The organism is Telluribacter sp., from assembly GCF_035998675.1.
Classification (GTDB): domain Bacteria; phylum Bacteroidota; class Bacteroidia; order Cytophagales; family Spirosomataceae; genus Telluribacter.
The window spans coordinates 117,031-132,398 of sequence record NZ_DASYHI010000015.1; the positions used below are offsets into that span (position 1 = coordinate 117,031).

Sequence of the window (15,368 nt, forward strand, 5' to 3'; positions counted from 1 at the left end):
AAAGAACAGTCCCCGCTATCCGCGGGCAGGTACCCGTAGTATCAGATTAGGATCAGGACAAAGGGCCAGGTACTTGTCCCGCTCCCGTACCGAACACACCCCCGGATAGTCGCCCCGGTAAGTACCTATATCCGCCATGACCTGAAAGTGCAGGTGCGGTGGCCAGTGGCCGTTTTCGGGATAAGGGCCAATTGCCGTAAACGCCTCTCCCGCCGCCACGGCTTTGCCTTCGTATAATCCATCCAGAGAAGCCAGGGTCAGGTGGCCGTAGAGCGTATAAAAGCGGATGGTTTCCAGCTCGTGTTCCAGGATAATGGTAGGGCCATAATCGCCAAAGTTATCGTTGAAAGCAAAGCTGTGGACCCGGCCGGCCAGCGGAGCACTGACGGGCGTACCGGCCCCCGCCCAGATATCAATGCCCAGGTGGATGGAACGTGGCTCCTGCCCGGGACTACCGAAGTGAGCGCTCCGGCTGTAGATAACCCGGTGCTCGTCGTAGCCACCTACGCCGGCGTATCGCCCGTTGTCAAGCAGCTTTCCGAACACATAGTCGTTAAAAACCGCCGTATCGGTTAAGTCCAGCGCTGGCAAATCGGGGTTAGTGGCCGTGAAGTCGAGCCAGCGGTACGGCATAAGGGGAACTATCGGCGCAAAGAACGCATAGCTCGGCAGCAATTGACTAAGATTCATCTAAAAGGAGCGTTGACATTGGGCCGACAAGTTACACAAAATGACAACGCCCCGTACTCTTAAACTACGCTAAAACCATTTAAAACCGGCTCCGGCTATACGCTACGCCACCCTCTTACATATTTGACCAATATTCCTATCTTGCACACCTATATCGGATAAACTAATCGTACTCATCAACTGAAACTTTACGTATAACGTATGGCATCAACTGTAACGCAGAAGCACCCTCGGGGGCTTTATGTGCTTTTTTTCGCCGAAATGTGGGAGCGCTTCAGCTACTACGGCATGCGGGCTATCCTGCTTCTTTTCCTCCTCGATAATATTAAAGGCGGCATGGGTCTCGACGCCGCCGAAGGGGCCGCCATCTATGGACTCTACACGGCCTCGGTGTACCTGCTTTCGCTACCGGGTGGCTGGTTGGCCGATAATATTCTGGGGCAAAAGAAAGCGATCTGGTACGGGGGTATTGTCATTATGCTCGGGCACATTGTGCTGGCCATTCCCGCCGGGGAGGCCATATTTTATCTGGGCCTGGGTCTGGTAGCGATAGGTACCGGTCTGCTCAAGCCCAACATCAGCTCTATTGTAGGTGAACTTTACCCCGAAGGCGGTGCCCGTCGCGACGCGGCTTTTTCCATTTTTTACATGGGTATTAACCTGGGTTCGTTCCTGGGTATCACGGTAGTTGGGTACCTGGGCCAAAAAATTGACTGGCACCTGGGCTTCGGTGCGGCCGCCGTAGGTATGTTCCTGGGGCTGCTGGTGTTCAGATATGGTAGCTCAAGGTACCTTAAAGGGTTAGGCGAGGTACCAGAGAAAGCACCGCAGGATACTACCGCCGCTGTGGATGGTTCTACCAAAGAGCGCACCATCGGCTACGGTATCATCGGTCTTATGGTAGCCTTCCTGGCTATTCTCCAAATGACCGGAGCCATTGACCTCACTACGGCCCAGGGGCTGGCGCAGGGCGCAGGGGTTATCATTGTGTCGGTATCGTTCTTCTACTTTATGTACATTCTGATAGCGGGTGGTCTTACGCTCGAAGAGAAAAAACGGGTGGGGGTACTTATCATATTCTTCCTGGCGGCGGCCCTGTTCTGGTCGGGATTTGAACAGGCGGGTTCTTCCCTACAGATTTTTGCGGACCGCCATACCGAGCGTACTATCGGTACCTGGCTCATGCCATCGAGCTGGTTCCAGAACTTCAACCCATTCTTCATCCTTATCTTTGCGCCCGTGCTGGCGAGTTTGTGGGTCTACCTCGCTAACCGCAACCAGAACCCTTCTACCCCCGTAAAGTTCTCCATCGGGCTCATCTTGCTGGGACTTGGCTTTGGCATTATGGTACTGGCAGCTCAAAGTGCCGTTACCGGCGAACTGGTATCGCCGCTCTTCCTGGCTTCTACCTATTTGCTGCACACCCTGGGCGAGCTTTGCCTCAGCCCGGTCGGGTTAAGTACCTATACCAAACTGGCCCCCAAAAGGTACGTGAGTCAGCTCATGGGGATCTGGTTTGTGGCTACTTCGCTGGGTAACCTCATTGCCGGACTTTTTGCCGGCAACTTTGACGAAGAAAACGTCCAGCAAATGCCCTCCCTTTTCAACCAGGTGTTCCTGTTTGCGACGGGCTTTGGTCTGCTGTTGCTCTTGTTTTACAAACCCATCCGAAAGTGGATGGGCGGTATTCAGTAATTATGAGTATTATATTATTGTTGTTTTATTAGTATTTATGGCTAAAAAAGAAGATAGTTTTGAAGAGAATATTAATTCTATAAAAGAAATTAATCAAGGAGTATATCAAATTATCCTAGACTTTGCTACTGTAAATATTCTCCAATACTTACTTCGAGATAGTTACAAATATGTATGGGTCCATGCTCATGGGACCGGAGTTGAATGGCAAAAATACAATCTTCCAATAATAGAAAGTGAGGAAAATTTGAATGTCATTGCCAAAGACTTGACCTTTGACTTCATAATGCCAACCGAAGAATTCAAGGCTTTGCTAGTCAAGTGGAAAGGAGGAATTAAATTGCTGCAAATCAATAAACTTCCACCTTATTATTTTAATCTAAACAGAGTAATAGGGAGGAAAAGATTTGAGTTATTAAAAAAGGAATGCAATTACTTGTTTGAAGTAGATATACCATCAGCAAAAGATTATGGGATATTAATAAGTCCAAATAAAGAATACTTACAGTCTTTGCTTGATAATTCCGAAATTAACTGGCAGAAATTACCTTGAAATGAATAATTTATACAATTTACAATCATTAAGCTTTAACAGACATCCTTGTCTATCGTACAAACATCCAATACGCAGCGAAGGCGACCCCGGTGGGTCGCCTTCGCTGCGTATTGGAGCCGATTTAAATCTATATTTTGGCCAGCTTTTTCCGGGCTTCCTTTCGTTGCATCCGCTTGTCCAGCGACATCAGAAAAGCGGGCAGCAAGATCAGGTTAGAGGTCATTCCCATCAGCAGCGTAATAGACACCAGAATTCCCAGTACTACCGTACCCTGAAAGGTAGAGGCACCGAAGATTGAAAAACCCGCAAACAGGATGATAGCCGTATAAAACATACTGATTCCCGTGGACTGAATGGTGCGGGAGACCGCGTCGGCAATGGAGGCACGCCCGTTACGGAGTTCGTCTTTGTACTTGGTCAGGAAATAAATGGTACCGTCCGAGGAAAGTCCAAAGGCGATACTGAATATCAGAATGGTGGAAGGCTTGATGTGGATGTCAAAGTAGCCCATTAGTCCGGCCGTAATAACCAGCGGGATGGTACTGGGTATGACCGCAATCAGAATCATGCGCAGGTTTCCGAAGATAAATGCCATGATCAGGGATATGAGCCCAATGGCCAGTAAGGTACTTTCCAGCAGGTTTTCCTGCAGGTAGTCGTTTCCTTTGGTAAATACCACGCTGTTGCCGGTCAGCCGCGCCTCAATCCGCTCCTCCTTAGGAACCCAGCTACCGGCCGTCTGGTCGTAGTTGAAGATGGTATCAATACGGGGCTGTAGCTGCTCGTACACCTCGGTAATGCGGCGGGTACCTACATCCGCGATCTGGAAGCTTACCCGCGTGTAGCGCCGGGTACTATCCATAAAACCCTTAAACTGGCTTTCTTTTCCTTTGAACGTAGAAGCATACGAAGCCAGCTTGTTCAGTTCGAGTGCACCCGGAACGCGGTAGTACTTGGGGTCGCCCCCCCGGTACGACTGGTAGAAAAACTTGATAGCCTCCACCAGTGAGAGGGGCCGGGTAATTTCGGAGTACTTTTCAAATTCGCGCTGCATAACCCGGATCTTGGTCAGCGTCTGCGGCTCCAGTACCCCCCCCGGGCGTTGGGTATCAATGGCTACTTCAAAGGGCATAACTCCCTTGAAATGCTTCTCAAAGAATTTGAGGTCGGTGTAAAGCGGGTCGTTTTGCGGCAGGTCATCCACGACATACCCCACCGCGGTAATCCTGGTCATGCCATACACAGACAACAGGACCAGCCCTCCTACGACCGAATAAATAGCCGGACGCCTATCCCGGACCATGCTACCGATAAACGTCAGGAAAGCGTTAATTCGGCGGGCTTCCAGGTGGCCCATCTGCCGGGTGGAGGGGGTAGGAAGCAGACTGAATATAATCGGGATCATGATTACCGAAATGGCAAAGGTAATCAGGACCGACAGGGAAGCGACCAGGCCAAATTCGGACAGGAAAGCGCTGCCGGTAAAACAAAATACCCCAAAACCAATGGCCGTGGTTACGTTGGCCCAGAAGGTAGTTTCGCTGCTTTTTTCAATGGAAAGCGCCAGCGCCTGAAACTTGTCACCCGTCCGGGCGTACTCCTCGTGGTACTTGTTGACCAGGAATATACAGTTAGGAATACCAATTACGATCAGCAGGGGTGGAATGAGTCCCGATAAAATAGTGATGCGATAATCAAAAAGGCCAATCAGGCCCAGCGACCACACTACGCCCAGCCCCACCACAAAAGCGGCTGCCAGCGCCACCACAAATGAACGGAAGAACACCAGCAGAATCACAATGGTTACGCCAAAGGCCAGCAGCATAAACAGGCTCATTTCCCGGCTCACCTTGGCCATAAACTCGGTCCGGATGTAGGGCATACCCGACAGGTGTACTTCCTGACCGTTTTTCTCACCAAAAGCCAGGGCCCTTTCTTTGATTTCGGTTGCTATATCAATCCGGCTCTTGCTGTTTAGTTTCTTCTGGTCGAAGGTGATGGCCATCAGGTGCGCCCGGCCGTCTTCACTCACCACAAAGCCCTGATAAAAAGGCATGGCCGCTATTTTGGCTTTAATACTATCTACCTCGGCCTGGGTGGTTGGCTGCTGGCTTACCAGGGGTTTAAAGTCGAAGCGGTTGAGGCTGTCATTACGGACAATCTCGAACAGGTCGGCGTTGGAAAGAACATTTTTAATACCGTCAATGGCCTTAATCTCCTGGCTCAGCTCGTACCAGGCGTTGTAAAGGGGCAGGTTATACAGGCTGTCGGTCTGGATACCCACCACCATCACACTGCCATCCTCTCCGTAGCGGGCTTTAAACTCTTCGTATTGCTTATAGTTAGGATCGCTGGCGGGCAGGATTTTGGCCAGTTCGTAGGAAAGACGGATGCCGCTGGCTTTGTACCCCATAAAAGCGGTAGTCACAATAACCAGAGCGGCCAGCCAGGCGCGGTTGCGGAGAATAAATTTTGATAAGTTGAGCCAGAATAACATGGTCAAGCCGTAGTAGTTAAAAAATCACAGTAGAGACCTCTCCAGTAAAAGTAGTAACAGGGAAGCTACAAAGTTAGGCAATCCGGCGGGGTTCTGAAATAGTTCTTGGCTCCGGTCCGGCCAGCTACCGGTATCCGGCCATAAATTAAGCCCGGAAACTTGCCCGCCCCGATTGTTTAGCCGATTTTTGGGGCAAAGCCAGCCACTAACTTTTTAAATTATCCCGTATTAACCCATGGAAACAGAACCTACCGTCAACACCAGTTTTTCCCACGCCTTCCGCTTTACGCAGGCCGACGTGGAAGCTTTTGCCCAGGTCACGGGCGACAACAATCCCCTGCACCTTGATTCGGACTTTGCCGCCGCTACTCCCTTCAAACGCCCCATTATCCACGGTATGCTGGGCGCCAGTGTATTTACCAAGGTACTGGGTACTGAGTTTCCGGGCTTTGGGTCGGTGTACTTAAAACAGACGATCGAGTTTATGCGGCCTATGTTTGTAGACCTGGACTACGAAGCCGTATTTACCATTATCAGCATCAATCCTGATAAGCACACGGCCGAAATATCCACCGAAATTTTTGATGTACTGACCCGCAAGCTGACGACCCGGGGGGTAGCTACCCTGATGCACCGGGAAAAATTCTAATAAAAAAAGCCCGACTCCGCAGAGTCGGGCTTTATAATCCTTCCGGATTCTGGATTACTTTGCTTCGTCGTTCTTCATGTTTTGTACCTCTGAACGGATGTCCTGAGCTAAAGTCTTCAGGTCCTGCATGCCTTTCCGCACGCGGGTACCGGCTGCCTGATTGCTTTTGTTGTAGAATTTGTCGAAGTCACCTTCAAGCGACATTACTAAGTTCTTAACTTCATCGAATCTTGCCATAAAATTGGTTTTTTTAAGTTGAAAAAATGCTCAAAACGCGCTCAAAACGCATGTTTTGACCGAAATTTAGTAATTAAAAGTATTTTCGCAACCCGATTAAGCAAAAAAAACACTTTAAATAGTCCTACTATTCTAAGCAAGAAGCAATAACTTGTTGATAAACAAGAGGTTATATAATAATTTTTTATTACAACAAAAAATAAAAAAAAGGGCGTTTTTTTTCAAAAACGCCCTTCACTGGCAAATTTTAAGGATTTTATATTTTATGCGACCGGCTGAACATCCTCCAGCTGGTACACCCGGTTCTTCAGCTTTTCGGCTAGTTCGGTAAAAGCGTTCAGCGTGTACTCCACATCCTCGAGGGAATGCGCGGCGGTCGGGATCAGGCGCAGCATGATCTGGCCCTTGGGTACTACCGGGTACACAACTATGGAGCAGAACACACCCAGGTTCTCGCGCAGGTCACGCACCATGCGGGTTACTTCCGGAATGCCCCCTTCGCTGTGCAGGAACACCGGCGTTACCGGCGACTCCGTATCGCCAATGTTAAAGCCGCGCGCGCGCAGTCCGTTCTGCAGGGCATTTACGTTTTCCCACAGTTTTTCGCGCAGCTCCGGCATGGCCTTAATCATCTCGAGGCGCTTGCGGCAACCTTCTACGTAAGGCATGGGGAGTGCTTTGGCGTAGGTCTGTGAGCGCATGTTGTACTTCAGGTACATGATGATCTGAGGATCATCAGAGGCCACAAAACCACCAATGGCGGCCATGGATTTGGCAAAGGTCGAGAAGTAGAGGTCTATGCCTTCCTGAGCGCCCATCATTTCACCGGCCCCGGCCCCCGTAGCTCCCATGGTACCAAAACCGTGGGCGTCGTCTACAAGCAGACGGAAACTGTATTTTTCTTTTAAGTCAACAATAGCTTTGAGATTACCTATCTTGCCCGACATCCCAAATACGCCCTCTGTAATCACCAGCACACCGCCGCCCTTTTCGTCGGCCATGCGGGTGGCCCGCTTGAGGTTCTTCTCAAGGCTGTCCATATCGTTATGGTTGAACTTATAGTACTGGCCCATTTTGGCTTTGTGCAGGCGAATCCCGTCGATGAGGCAGGCGTGCGACTCGGCATCGTACACGATCACATCGCGGTGGTCACAAACCGACTCTATCACCGACATAACGCCCTGGTACCCGTAGTTCAGCAGAAACGCGTCTTTCTTCCCCACAAACTCCGCCAGCTCTTTCTCAAACTGCTCGTGAAGTACTGAGTTCCCCGACATCATACGGGCCCCCATCGGATACGCCAGCCCCCACTTGGCCGCCGCCTCTGCATCAGCTTTGCGCACCTCGGGGTGGTTGGCCAGCCCCAGGTAGTTGTTCAGACTCCAGTTCAGTACCTCGCGGCCCATAAATCGCATACGTGGCCCCAATTCACCTTCCAGCATCGGAAACGAAAAGTAATGATGGCTGTTAAGCATTTTGGCGGGCGTACCAATCGGACCCCAGTTGTCGCGTAGTTTCTCAAAAATATCCACTTTCAAATAGTTTACGGGGTTTTACTCTTTATATTTTAATCAAATAAATGCAAATCTAACAAAAATATCGAAAATACTTATTCCTGTTAAAATACAGCAACTTAAAAGGTTCCCTCCCATTTAAACACCTATAATCAGCCGTTCAAAAAAACGCGTTCGGCAGGGCTTTGGGAAGTACCTCTTCTGATTTCAGTACAATTTATTCCTGTTCGACAAAAAACGTAAAGTGGCAAATAGAAATTCAAACGCTATTTTTGTTCAAATCTAAAAGTAAAAAAAACTACTTCATCTTCCCGATATATCTGAAACAAATGCGCCCGATAAAGAAAATACTGATAGCCAACCGTGGCGAAATAGCCCTGCGCGTCATGCGCACTGCCCGCGAGATGGGTATCGTTACTGTAGCCGTATTCAGTGAAGCCGACCGCCACGCCCTGCACGTCCGCTACGCCGACGAGGCCGTGTGCATAGGTCCGGCGGCTTCGTCGGAGTCGTACCTGCGCGGGGATAAGATCATAGAGGTATGCCAGCGGCTGGGCGTGGATGCCATTCATCCGGGCTACGGCTTTTTATCCGAAAACGCCCCCTTTGCCCGCATGGTACAGGAAGCCGGACTAATATTTATCGGCCCCTCGCCCGAGTCCATTGAAGTAATGGGCAGCAAACTGGCCGCCAAGCAGGCCGCCGCCCAGTACAATATACCCATGGTACCCGGCACCCCCGACGCCATTACTGACCGGGCCGAAGCCAAGCAGATCGCCAGCCAGATTGGGTACCCTATCCTGATCAAGGCCAGTGCGGGCGGTGGCGGTAAAGGTATGCGGGTGGTGGAGAGCGAAGCGGAGTTTGACGAGCAGATGGACCGCGCCGTGAGCGAAGCCGTGTCGTCTTTTGGCGACGGTTCGGTATTTATTGAGAAGTACGTCACCTCGCCCAAGCACATCGAGATTCAGGTACTAGGCGACCAGCACGGTAACATTATTCACCTTTTTGAGCGGGAATGCTCGATACAGCGCCGCCACCAGAAGGTCATTGAAGAAGCGCCCTCGCCGGTACTTAGTCCCGAAAAAAGGGAAGCAATGGGCCGCTGCGCCGTAGACGTGGCCCGTTCCTGCGGGTACTACGGGGCCGGTACCGTGGAGTTTATCGTGGACGAAAAGCTGGATTTTTATTTCCTGGAAATGAACACCCGCCTGCAGGTGGAGCACCCCGTTACGGAGCAGATTACGGGCGTGGATCTGGTGAAGCAGATGATCTACATCGCCGAAGGGCAGGAACTGGCCATCCGGCAGGACGACCTGGCCATCAAGGGCCACGCCGTGGAGGTACGCGTGTACGCCGAAGACCCGGCCAATGGGTTTCTGCCCGACGTAGGTACCCTACAGACTTACGTGCGCCCTCAGGGCAACGGCGTGCGCGTAGACGACGGCTTTGAGCAGGGCATGGAGATACCTATCTACTACGACCCCATGATCGCCAAATTGATTACCTACGGTCACGACCGCACCGAGGCCATTGAAAAAATGGTCCGGGCCATTGATGAGTACCAGATTACCGGCGTCCAAACTACCCTGCCCTTCTGCCGCTTTGTGCTCAACCACGAGGCCTTCCGCACGGGAGAGTTCGATACGCACTTTGTCAGTAAGTACTTTACGCCGGAGGTACTTGAGCCAGCGACTGATCCGGCAGCAGCCGAACTGGCCGCCCTGCTCACCGCCCGGCTGCTGACCGACAAGGGCCCCGCCCCGGCTTCTTCGTCCGAACCGGTAGCTACCCCAGCTGTTAAGAGCAACTGGAAGGTAAACCGCCAGAACTGGCGGTAAGGCGAGGCAAGTAAGCATCCCTTTGATTGCCCATGTACCCTTAAAGTTTAGCACTTGTGGAACCTCCGGTTGCGGATTTTTTATGCATTCTGGCTACCACATTCAGGCACCGTATAGGAACAGCGTAGCCAATCAGTATGTGTATTGCTCCTTGATCAAACTACGGCATAGTCTATCCTTAAGCAAAAATAATGCCATCAGAACAATGTGTAGCCGATGAAAAATAATAGTAAAAAAAGCCTGGCAATCTCTTTTCTATATGTTTATAACCAGTTAATTTAGAAGCCCTAAACCATTGTCACAACTGGTTTCCTATCTATCATACACACACTTTTACTATGCAACACTCTCTACTCCCGCCCCCATCCGGGCCTGCTACCGCCAAACCACTTTTTTCTGGTGGTCTTTTTTAATGCCTGCTTCCAGTCTTTTTGTATCCACCAGGCCGCTTTGCGGCTCGGGCTAATCCCTATTTTTCACTGCTTTAACCCAAAACTTTTGACCAAGTATGCACAACCTTTACCTACTATTTTCCGCACCTGCCTTTCTCGCTGCCCGCCGTCTGCGCTACCTGGCCGTTGGGCTTTCAGGGCTGTTTTTGGCTGTTTTTAGTCTTACCGGCTACGCCCAGCCCCAGACCGAAGTATTCACAAAGCCGAACTCTTACACTTTTACAGCACCGCCCAATGTAACAAAAATTACCGTTGAACTTTGGGGAGGAGGAGGAATCGGAGGGGGCTCACCAGCTATAAAAGGGGTATCTAATGCCACTAATGGTGGTGGTGGAGGGGGGGGTGCTTACATAAAAGCCCTTGTGGATGTGGTACCGGGCAACACTTATAGCTTCTCAGTAGGAGCAGGCGGTACTCCCAGCAACCCGGATGGTTCACCATCCACTTTTACAAAGATACTGCAAGCAGGCGGCGGTAAGGCCGGCGCAGTAGATCAAGGCGGAGAGGGAGGCAGCATTTTTACTAATGGACTCAAAGCCATCACCTTTCGGGGAGGCGACGGGGCTTCCAACGGTGAATATTCAAAAGAAGTCTACCCAAAAGAAACCAGGTCTTTCTCCGGCGGAGGGGGGTCATCGGCAGGTTTTAAGCAAGAAGGTAACAGTGGCAACTACGACAAAGGAGGCCTGGCTCCCACAGGTGGCGGAGCAGGAGGTAATGGAATTAATCTGCCAACTGATCAAAAAGGTGATGGACAGAATGGTGGCCTTCCGAGTGGTGGTGGGGGGGGCTCCCTGGCAGGAACACCAGGCTTGGGAGCACCTGGACAAGTAATAATAACCTATACTATTCCCTGTCCTACGATTTATGTAACAGCACCAGGCACGACTAGCGTACAAACAGGCACTGACTTCAGTCAATCCTTTACCCAGAAGGGCGGTGAGGGTACCGTTACCTTTAGTCTCGCCAGCGGAAGCCTTCCAACTGGCCTTACCCTGCACCCCTCCGGCCTCTTGAGCGGTACTCCCACGCAGACAGGTTCATTTCCGATAACCGTGCAGGCCACCGACGCAAACCTCTGCACTGGCACCAGCGCTACCTATACGCTGGAAGTAAAAGCACCACCGGGTATTACCTCCGCTATTGTTTCTATGCCTTCTTCCGTGTCTCTGGCCGACAACCTGCAGATTAGCATCAGCGACATGAAGGACCAGTACGGTAATTCCTTCACGCCCTCAAACCTGACCGTTACCTATACTCACCTCAACCAGACCAGCAGTAGCGACCAGTTTAACAGCCTAACGTCACCCTTTCAGATTTCAAAAACGTTCTCTACTCCCGGTACCTACAAGGTAAATTTTGACTTTGATAACGGTAATCTGACCGTTATCAAAGGTATAGAGGTACTTCAATCCGCTACGGCCCTTAACTTTGATGGACAAGATGACTACATCAATCTGGGCTCGAATTCTGCATTTAAGTTTACAGGATCTTTTACCGTAGAGGCCTGGATATATCCTACTGCCGCAGTCGACGGTATTATTGTCAACAAAGAAGGTGAGTATGAATTCGGGCGGCTTCCCAATGGCACGTTGCAGTACGCTATTGCCAATAATGCCTCCGGCGGTTGGGCCTGGCGGAACACAGGCCTCGTGGTACCTCTCAACACCTGGGCCCACGTTTCCCTGAGCTATGACCGGAGTACCAATACGGTTACTGTCACCAAAGACAACGATACTAAAACAATAACAGAAACGGGTGACATAGGCGATGTTCACACCCAATGGAATGACCTCAGGATTGGGGGTCGGCAGGGGTTTGTTCAACCTTTTAAAGGCGACATAGACGAGGTACGTATCTGGAACCGGGCCGTCTGTCTGGGTGAAATCAGGAACAACCGCTCCGGCGAGCTGCCCCTACCGCAGGCGGGACTGGTAGGGTACTACAAGCTCAATCAGGGGTATGTTCATTCCAATAATGCCGACATTAGTACAGTAAACGACGCCAGCGGTAATGGGCGCAATGGTACCCTATTCAACTTTGCAAAAACTGGCACCACCTCCAACTGGACAGTAGGTACAGTTATCGGTACTGTCGCTGCTTTTGTAGTCCCGACGGTAGCAGCAGGTAGTAACTCTCCCGTCGTATACGGCCAGTCTCTCAACCTCACCGCCTCGGGTACCGACGGTACCTACCGCTGGTCGGGGCCTAAGAGCTTTATTTCGGCCGGGCAAAATCCTGTATTAAGTCCTGTCCAGCTGGATAACGCTGGTACCTACACCGTAACTCGTACCGTGGAAGGTTGCACCTCCACCACAACGACCGAAGTCACCGTGGAAAAAGCCCCCCTCACGATCACTGCCAATAACCAGACAAAGGAATGCGGCCAGGAATTAAATTTAGGTTCCTCTGGCTTTACCGTAGAAGGACTCGTGGGTGACGACCGGGTTACAAGTATTACCTTGAGCAGTGAAGGAGCGCCTTCTACCAGCTCAACAGGCAACTACCCTATCGTGGCCAGTAAAGCAGTTGGTTCAGGACTAGAGAATTATATTATCACCTATGCAGATGGCAAGCTGGAGGTCGAAGACATCACCCCTCCGGTGGCCAAAGCGAAGGGAGTTATCCTTACCCTGAAAAACGGGCAGGCTACCCTCACCGCCGCTGACCTCAACGATGGCTCCAGCGACAACTGCACCCCCCAGGACCAGCTCCGGCTGTCGGTCAGCAAGACCTCCTTCGACTGCAACACCCTGGGCCAGCAGCAGGTAACCCTTACTGTCACCGATGCAGCTGGCCTTAGTAACCAGGCCATTGCCACCGTTACCGTAGTAGGAGAAAAACCGGCGGTCTCTATCAGCCTCAGCCCGCAAAGCACCACCTACACCGGCGCACCAGCCAGTACTATATTCCTGGGCTATGGCTCCCAGTCGGTGACCCTGTCGGCCTCCGACGCCAGCCCGGCCACCGGCACTACCTACGCCTGGTCGCCAGTAACAGCTTTGAGCAGCGCGACTGGCCCCAGCACGGTATTTGCCCCCACCGTAGCCGGAGCATATAAGTACACCGTCACTGCTACTAACCAATACGGTTGCACCGCTTCGGCTTCCCAGACCCTAACGGTCATAGACGTACGCTGCGGCAACAAAGGCGATAAGGTGCAGCTGTGCCACAACGGCAAGGAGCAGTGCGTGGCCCCCAGCGCCGTGGAGGCTTTCCTTAAGAAGGGCCAAAAGCTCGGCAGCTGTGGCTCGGCCAACGCCCGCACCGCTGCCCCCGAGGAAGTAGCCATAGACCTGACCGAGCAGCCCGTAACAGAGCTAACGGTGACCGTAGGACCCAACCCCACCAGCGAGCGGTTTGAGGTCAGCATCAGGCTACCCCAGCCTACCGAGGTGGTACTACAGCTAAGAGACCTGCGTGGCCAGCTGATGCAGACACAAAAGGTACCTGCGGCCGGTACGCAGCTTCGCCAGGAGGTATCGTTGGGCACCTACCCCCAGGGCCTTTACCTTATGAGCGTGCAGACGGCTACCGAGCAGCGGACCATCAAGGTCGTTAAGCAGTAGTAACTAAGCTGCGACCCGGTACCACTGTACCACCAAAAAGCCTTATGGACTTACTGTCCATAAGGCTTTTTGGTAGAGGTATGCGAACCGCCCGCCTGCTGACCGACAAGAGCCCGGCCCCGGCGGTGAGGAAACCTAAAGCGGTGCCACCTGTGGGTGGCACCGCTCACGTACGCTAATAAAAATCCCTCTCCCCTGAGAAGCAAATGAAAACCAGACTGTTAATCTTGTTCCCTGGGCCGGATGCAGTATTCACATCACTCCCTATACCGGGCAATGAAGAGTCCGGTACCATTGGTAGTAAGCTCGGTACCGGCCAGGGTGGTAGCATTTGTAAAGAGACCACTCACATATATATTTCCTGCCGGCCCCAGTTCTATTTCCTGACCGAATTCATTCTGATTACCGCCGTCCCGTTTAACCCAAACAATGCTGCCACTGCTATTCATCTTAGCCAGAAATACATCCGTCCCCCCGGCGGAACTCACCGTATGACCGCTATGAGTAGCAGTACCAATCAATCTGCCGGTAAGGTATAGGTGTCCCTCTGTACTTACGGCTATATCATTTATGTCAGCTGATGAAAAATAATATCCCCATTGCTGCTCACCACTACTATTGAACTTGACCAGAATATCTTCCATTTCGACATAACTGTTGCCTGCGCCATCAACAGCAATCTTGCTAATATCCGTAAACGATGGAGGTGCAGTGAAAGCCCGTCTCCATTGTATGGTACCATTAGGAGCATACTTAGTTACACTTGGGGTTACCTGAAGAATACGGGAAACAAATTGATGGATGCCGACGGAATATATATTCCCGGCATTATCAATGGCTATACTGTGCCCTACATCGTCACCGGTTTTTTGGGCCCAGAGATAATTCCCATCTGTATCGAGTTTAACTAAAAAAGCCTCCTCGGTACTAGTACCTGTAGTAGGGGGAGAGGATGTCAGTATTGTTGTCCCAAACTGAGCTGTGCCGCGAAAAACGCCTGTTACATATACATTCTGGAGCTCATCTACCGCAATACCAAATCCCCTGGTTAAAACCGATTCTGAAGGTACTGTGTCTACTTTTACACCCCACAGAACCCGTCCGTCCGCTCTGTACTTGGCGATAAATAGACCATTGCCCGTTAGGGGAATCCCACTGAATTTAACCGTACCACTCATACTGCCGGTCACATATACGTTTCCGTTTTTATCAACGGCAAGGCTATTGATTAGAACAGGTTCAGGACTGTTGGTTGAAACTACCTCTATAGTTTGCACCCATTGAACTTCACCCGAGTCATTGTATTTAGAAATAAAAGCATTGGCGACCTCTTGTGATCCGGTGAGCGAAATAGATCCGAAAGTAGCCGTACCTTTATAATTTCCGGCTGTGTAAGTATTCTCATTTTTATCAACGGCAAAGCCACCTATCCTGCTTACTGGCCCACCTCCCAGCCAGGCGGTAGCGGCCAGCGGATGATCGTTGGGGCCTGGCTCTAATACATGATCCTGGCAAGCCGACAGAAAGGCGCCCACCAGTGACGCTACCAGCAAAAAGGCAAATTTTTTCATAGAATAGTAATTTATGTGTGAATAGGTATTGCGAATTCGCATGAAAACATCCAGGCCAAACGGACCATTAGTACCGATAGCACAGAATCAAAAAATA

At 51.2% G+C, this 15,368-nt stretch carries 10 protein-coding genes; 5 read left to right on the plus strand and 5 right to left on the minus strand.

The features are described 5' to 3' along the window. Positions 1-15: 15 nt before the first annotated feature. On the minus strand, positions 16-690 hold the full coding sequence (locus VGN67_RS08185; RefSeq protein ID WP_327486315.1) for a peptidoglycan DD-metalloendopeptidase family protein: 675 nt from the start codon (positions 688-690) through the stop codon (positions 16-18). Between the two features lie 201 nt (positions 691-891). Here VGN67_RS08185 and VGN67_RS08190 point away from each other — a divergent pair, with 201 nt between their 5' ends. Then, positions 892-2,385 (plus strand): peptide MFS transporter, encoded by a 1,494-nt coding sequence (locus tag VGN67_RS08190; protein ID WP_327486316.1) that lies wholly within the window; start codon positions 892-894, stop codon positions 2,383-2,385. 37 nt (positions 2,386-2,422) lie between these two features. Further along, a complete protein-coding gene (locus VGN67_RS08195) occupies positions 2,423-2,938 on the plus strand; it encodes a hypothetical protein (protein WP_327486317.1) in 516 nt (171 codons plus the stop codon). A 130-nt stretch (positions 2,939-3,068) separates the two neighbouring features. Here the strand turns inward: VGN67_RS08195 and VGN67_RS08200 are convergent, their stop codons facing one another. Further along, on the minus strand, positions 3,069-5,438 hold the full coding sequence (locus VGN67_RS08200) for an efflux RND transporter permease subunit (protein ID WP_327486318.1): 2,370 nt from the start codon (positions 5,436-5,438) through the stop codon (positions 3,069-3,071). A gap of 235 nt (positions 5,439-5,673) precedes the next feature. On the opposite strand from VGN67_RS08200, the gene VGN67_RS08205 reads away from it, so the two are divergent. Further along, positions 5,674-6,087 carry a MaoC family dehydratase gene (locus tag VGN67_RS08205; protein WP_327486319.1) on the plus strand — a complete coding sequence of 138 codons (414 nt, stop codon included), beginning with the start codon at positions 5,674-5,676 and terminating at the stop codon, positions 6,085-6,087. Between the two features lie 54 nt (positions 6,088-6,141). Here VGN67_RS08205 and VGN67_RS08210 read toward each other — a convergent pair whose 3' ends face one another. Both VGN67_RS08210 and VGN67_RS08215 read right to left on the minus strand, forming a co-directional pair. Further along, positions 6,142-6,324: a histone H1 gene (locus VGN67_RS08210; protein WP_327486320.1), complete on the minus strand. Its 183-nt coding sequence runs from the start codon at positions 6,322-6,324 to the stop codon at positions 6,142-6,144. 263 nt (positions 6,325-6,587) lie between these two features. Continuing rightward, positions 6,588-7,856 carry an aminotransferase class I/II-fold pyridoxal phosphate-dependent enzyme gene (locus VGN67_RS08215; protein ID WP_327486613.1) on the minus strand — a complete coding sequence of 423 codons (1,269 nt, stop codon included), beginning with the start codon at positions 7,854-7,856 and terminating at the stop codon, positions 6,588-6,590. Between the two features lie 311 nt (positions 7,857-8,167). Between VGN67_RS08215 and accC the strand changes: the two genes are divergently transcribed. Continuing rightward, positions 8,168-9,679 carry an acetyl-CoA carboxylase biotin carboxylase subunit gene (gene accC / locus VGN67_RS08220; RefSeq protein ID WP_327486321.1) on the plus strand — a complete coding sequence of 504 codons (1,512 nt, stop codon included), beginning with the start codon at positions 8,168-8,170 and terminating at the stop codon, positions 9,677-9,679. Positions 9,680-10,187: 508 nt separating this feature from the next. Beyond that, positions 10,188-13,700: a LamG-like jellyroll fold domain-containing protein gene (locus VGN67_RS08225; protein WP_327486322.1), complete on the plus strand. Its 3,513-nt coding sequence runs from the start codon at positions 10,188-10,190 to the stop codon at positions 13,698-13,700. Between the two features lie 257 nt (positions 13,701-13,957). On the opposite strand, the gene VGN67_RS08230 is transcribed toward VGN67_RS08225, so the two are convergent. Beyond that, positions 13,958-15,271 (minus strand): SBBP repeat-containing protein, encoded by a 1,314-nt coding sequence (locus tag VGN67_RS08230; RefSeq protein ID WP_327486323.1) that lies wholly within the window; start codon positions 15,269-15,271, stop codon positions 13,958-13,960. Positions 15,272-15,368: the final 97 nt, after the last annotated feature.

Coding starts and splice junctions, on each gene's coding strand:
- VGN67_RS08230 (WP_327486323.1), bottom strand. CDS start 15,271: ATGAAAAAATTTGCCTTTTTGCTGGTAGCGTCACTGGTGGGCGCCTTT.
- VGN67_RS08195 (WP_327486317.1), top strand. CDS start 2,423: ATGGCTAAAAAAGAAGATAGTTTTGAAGAGAATATTAATTCTATAAAA.
- VGN67_RS08205 (WP_327486319.1), top strand. CDS start 5,674: ATGGAAACAGAACCTACCGTCAACACCAGTTTTTCCCACGCCTTCCGC.
- VGN67_RS08190 (WP_327486316.1), top strand. CDS start 892: ATGGCATCAACTGTAACGCAGAAGCACCCTCGGGGGCTTTATGTGCTT.
- VGN67_RS08200 (WP_327486318.1), bottom strand. CDS start 5,438: ATGTTATTCTGGCTCAACTTATCAAAATTTATTCTCCGCAACCGCGCC.
- VGN67_RS08185 (WP_327486315.1), bottom strand. CDS start 690: ATGAATCTTAGTCAATTGCTGCCGAGCTATGCGTTCTTTGCGCCGATA.
- accC (WP_327486321.1), top strand. CDS start 8,168: ATGCGCCCGATAAAGAAAATACTGATAGCCAACCGTGGCGAAATAGCC.
- VGN67_RS08210 (WP_327486320.1), bottom strand. CDS start 6,324: ATGGCAAGATTCGATGAAGTTAAGAACTTAGTAATGTCGCTTGAAGGT.
- VGN67_RS08225 (WP_327486322.1), top strand. CDS start 10,188: ATGCACAACCTTTACCTACTATTTTCCGCACCTGCCTTTCTCGCTGCC.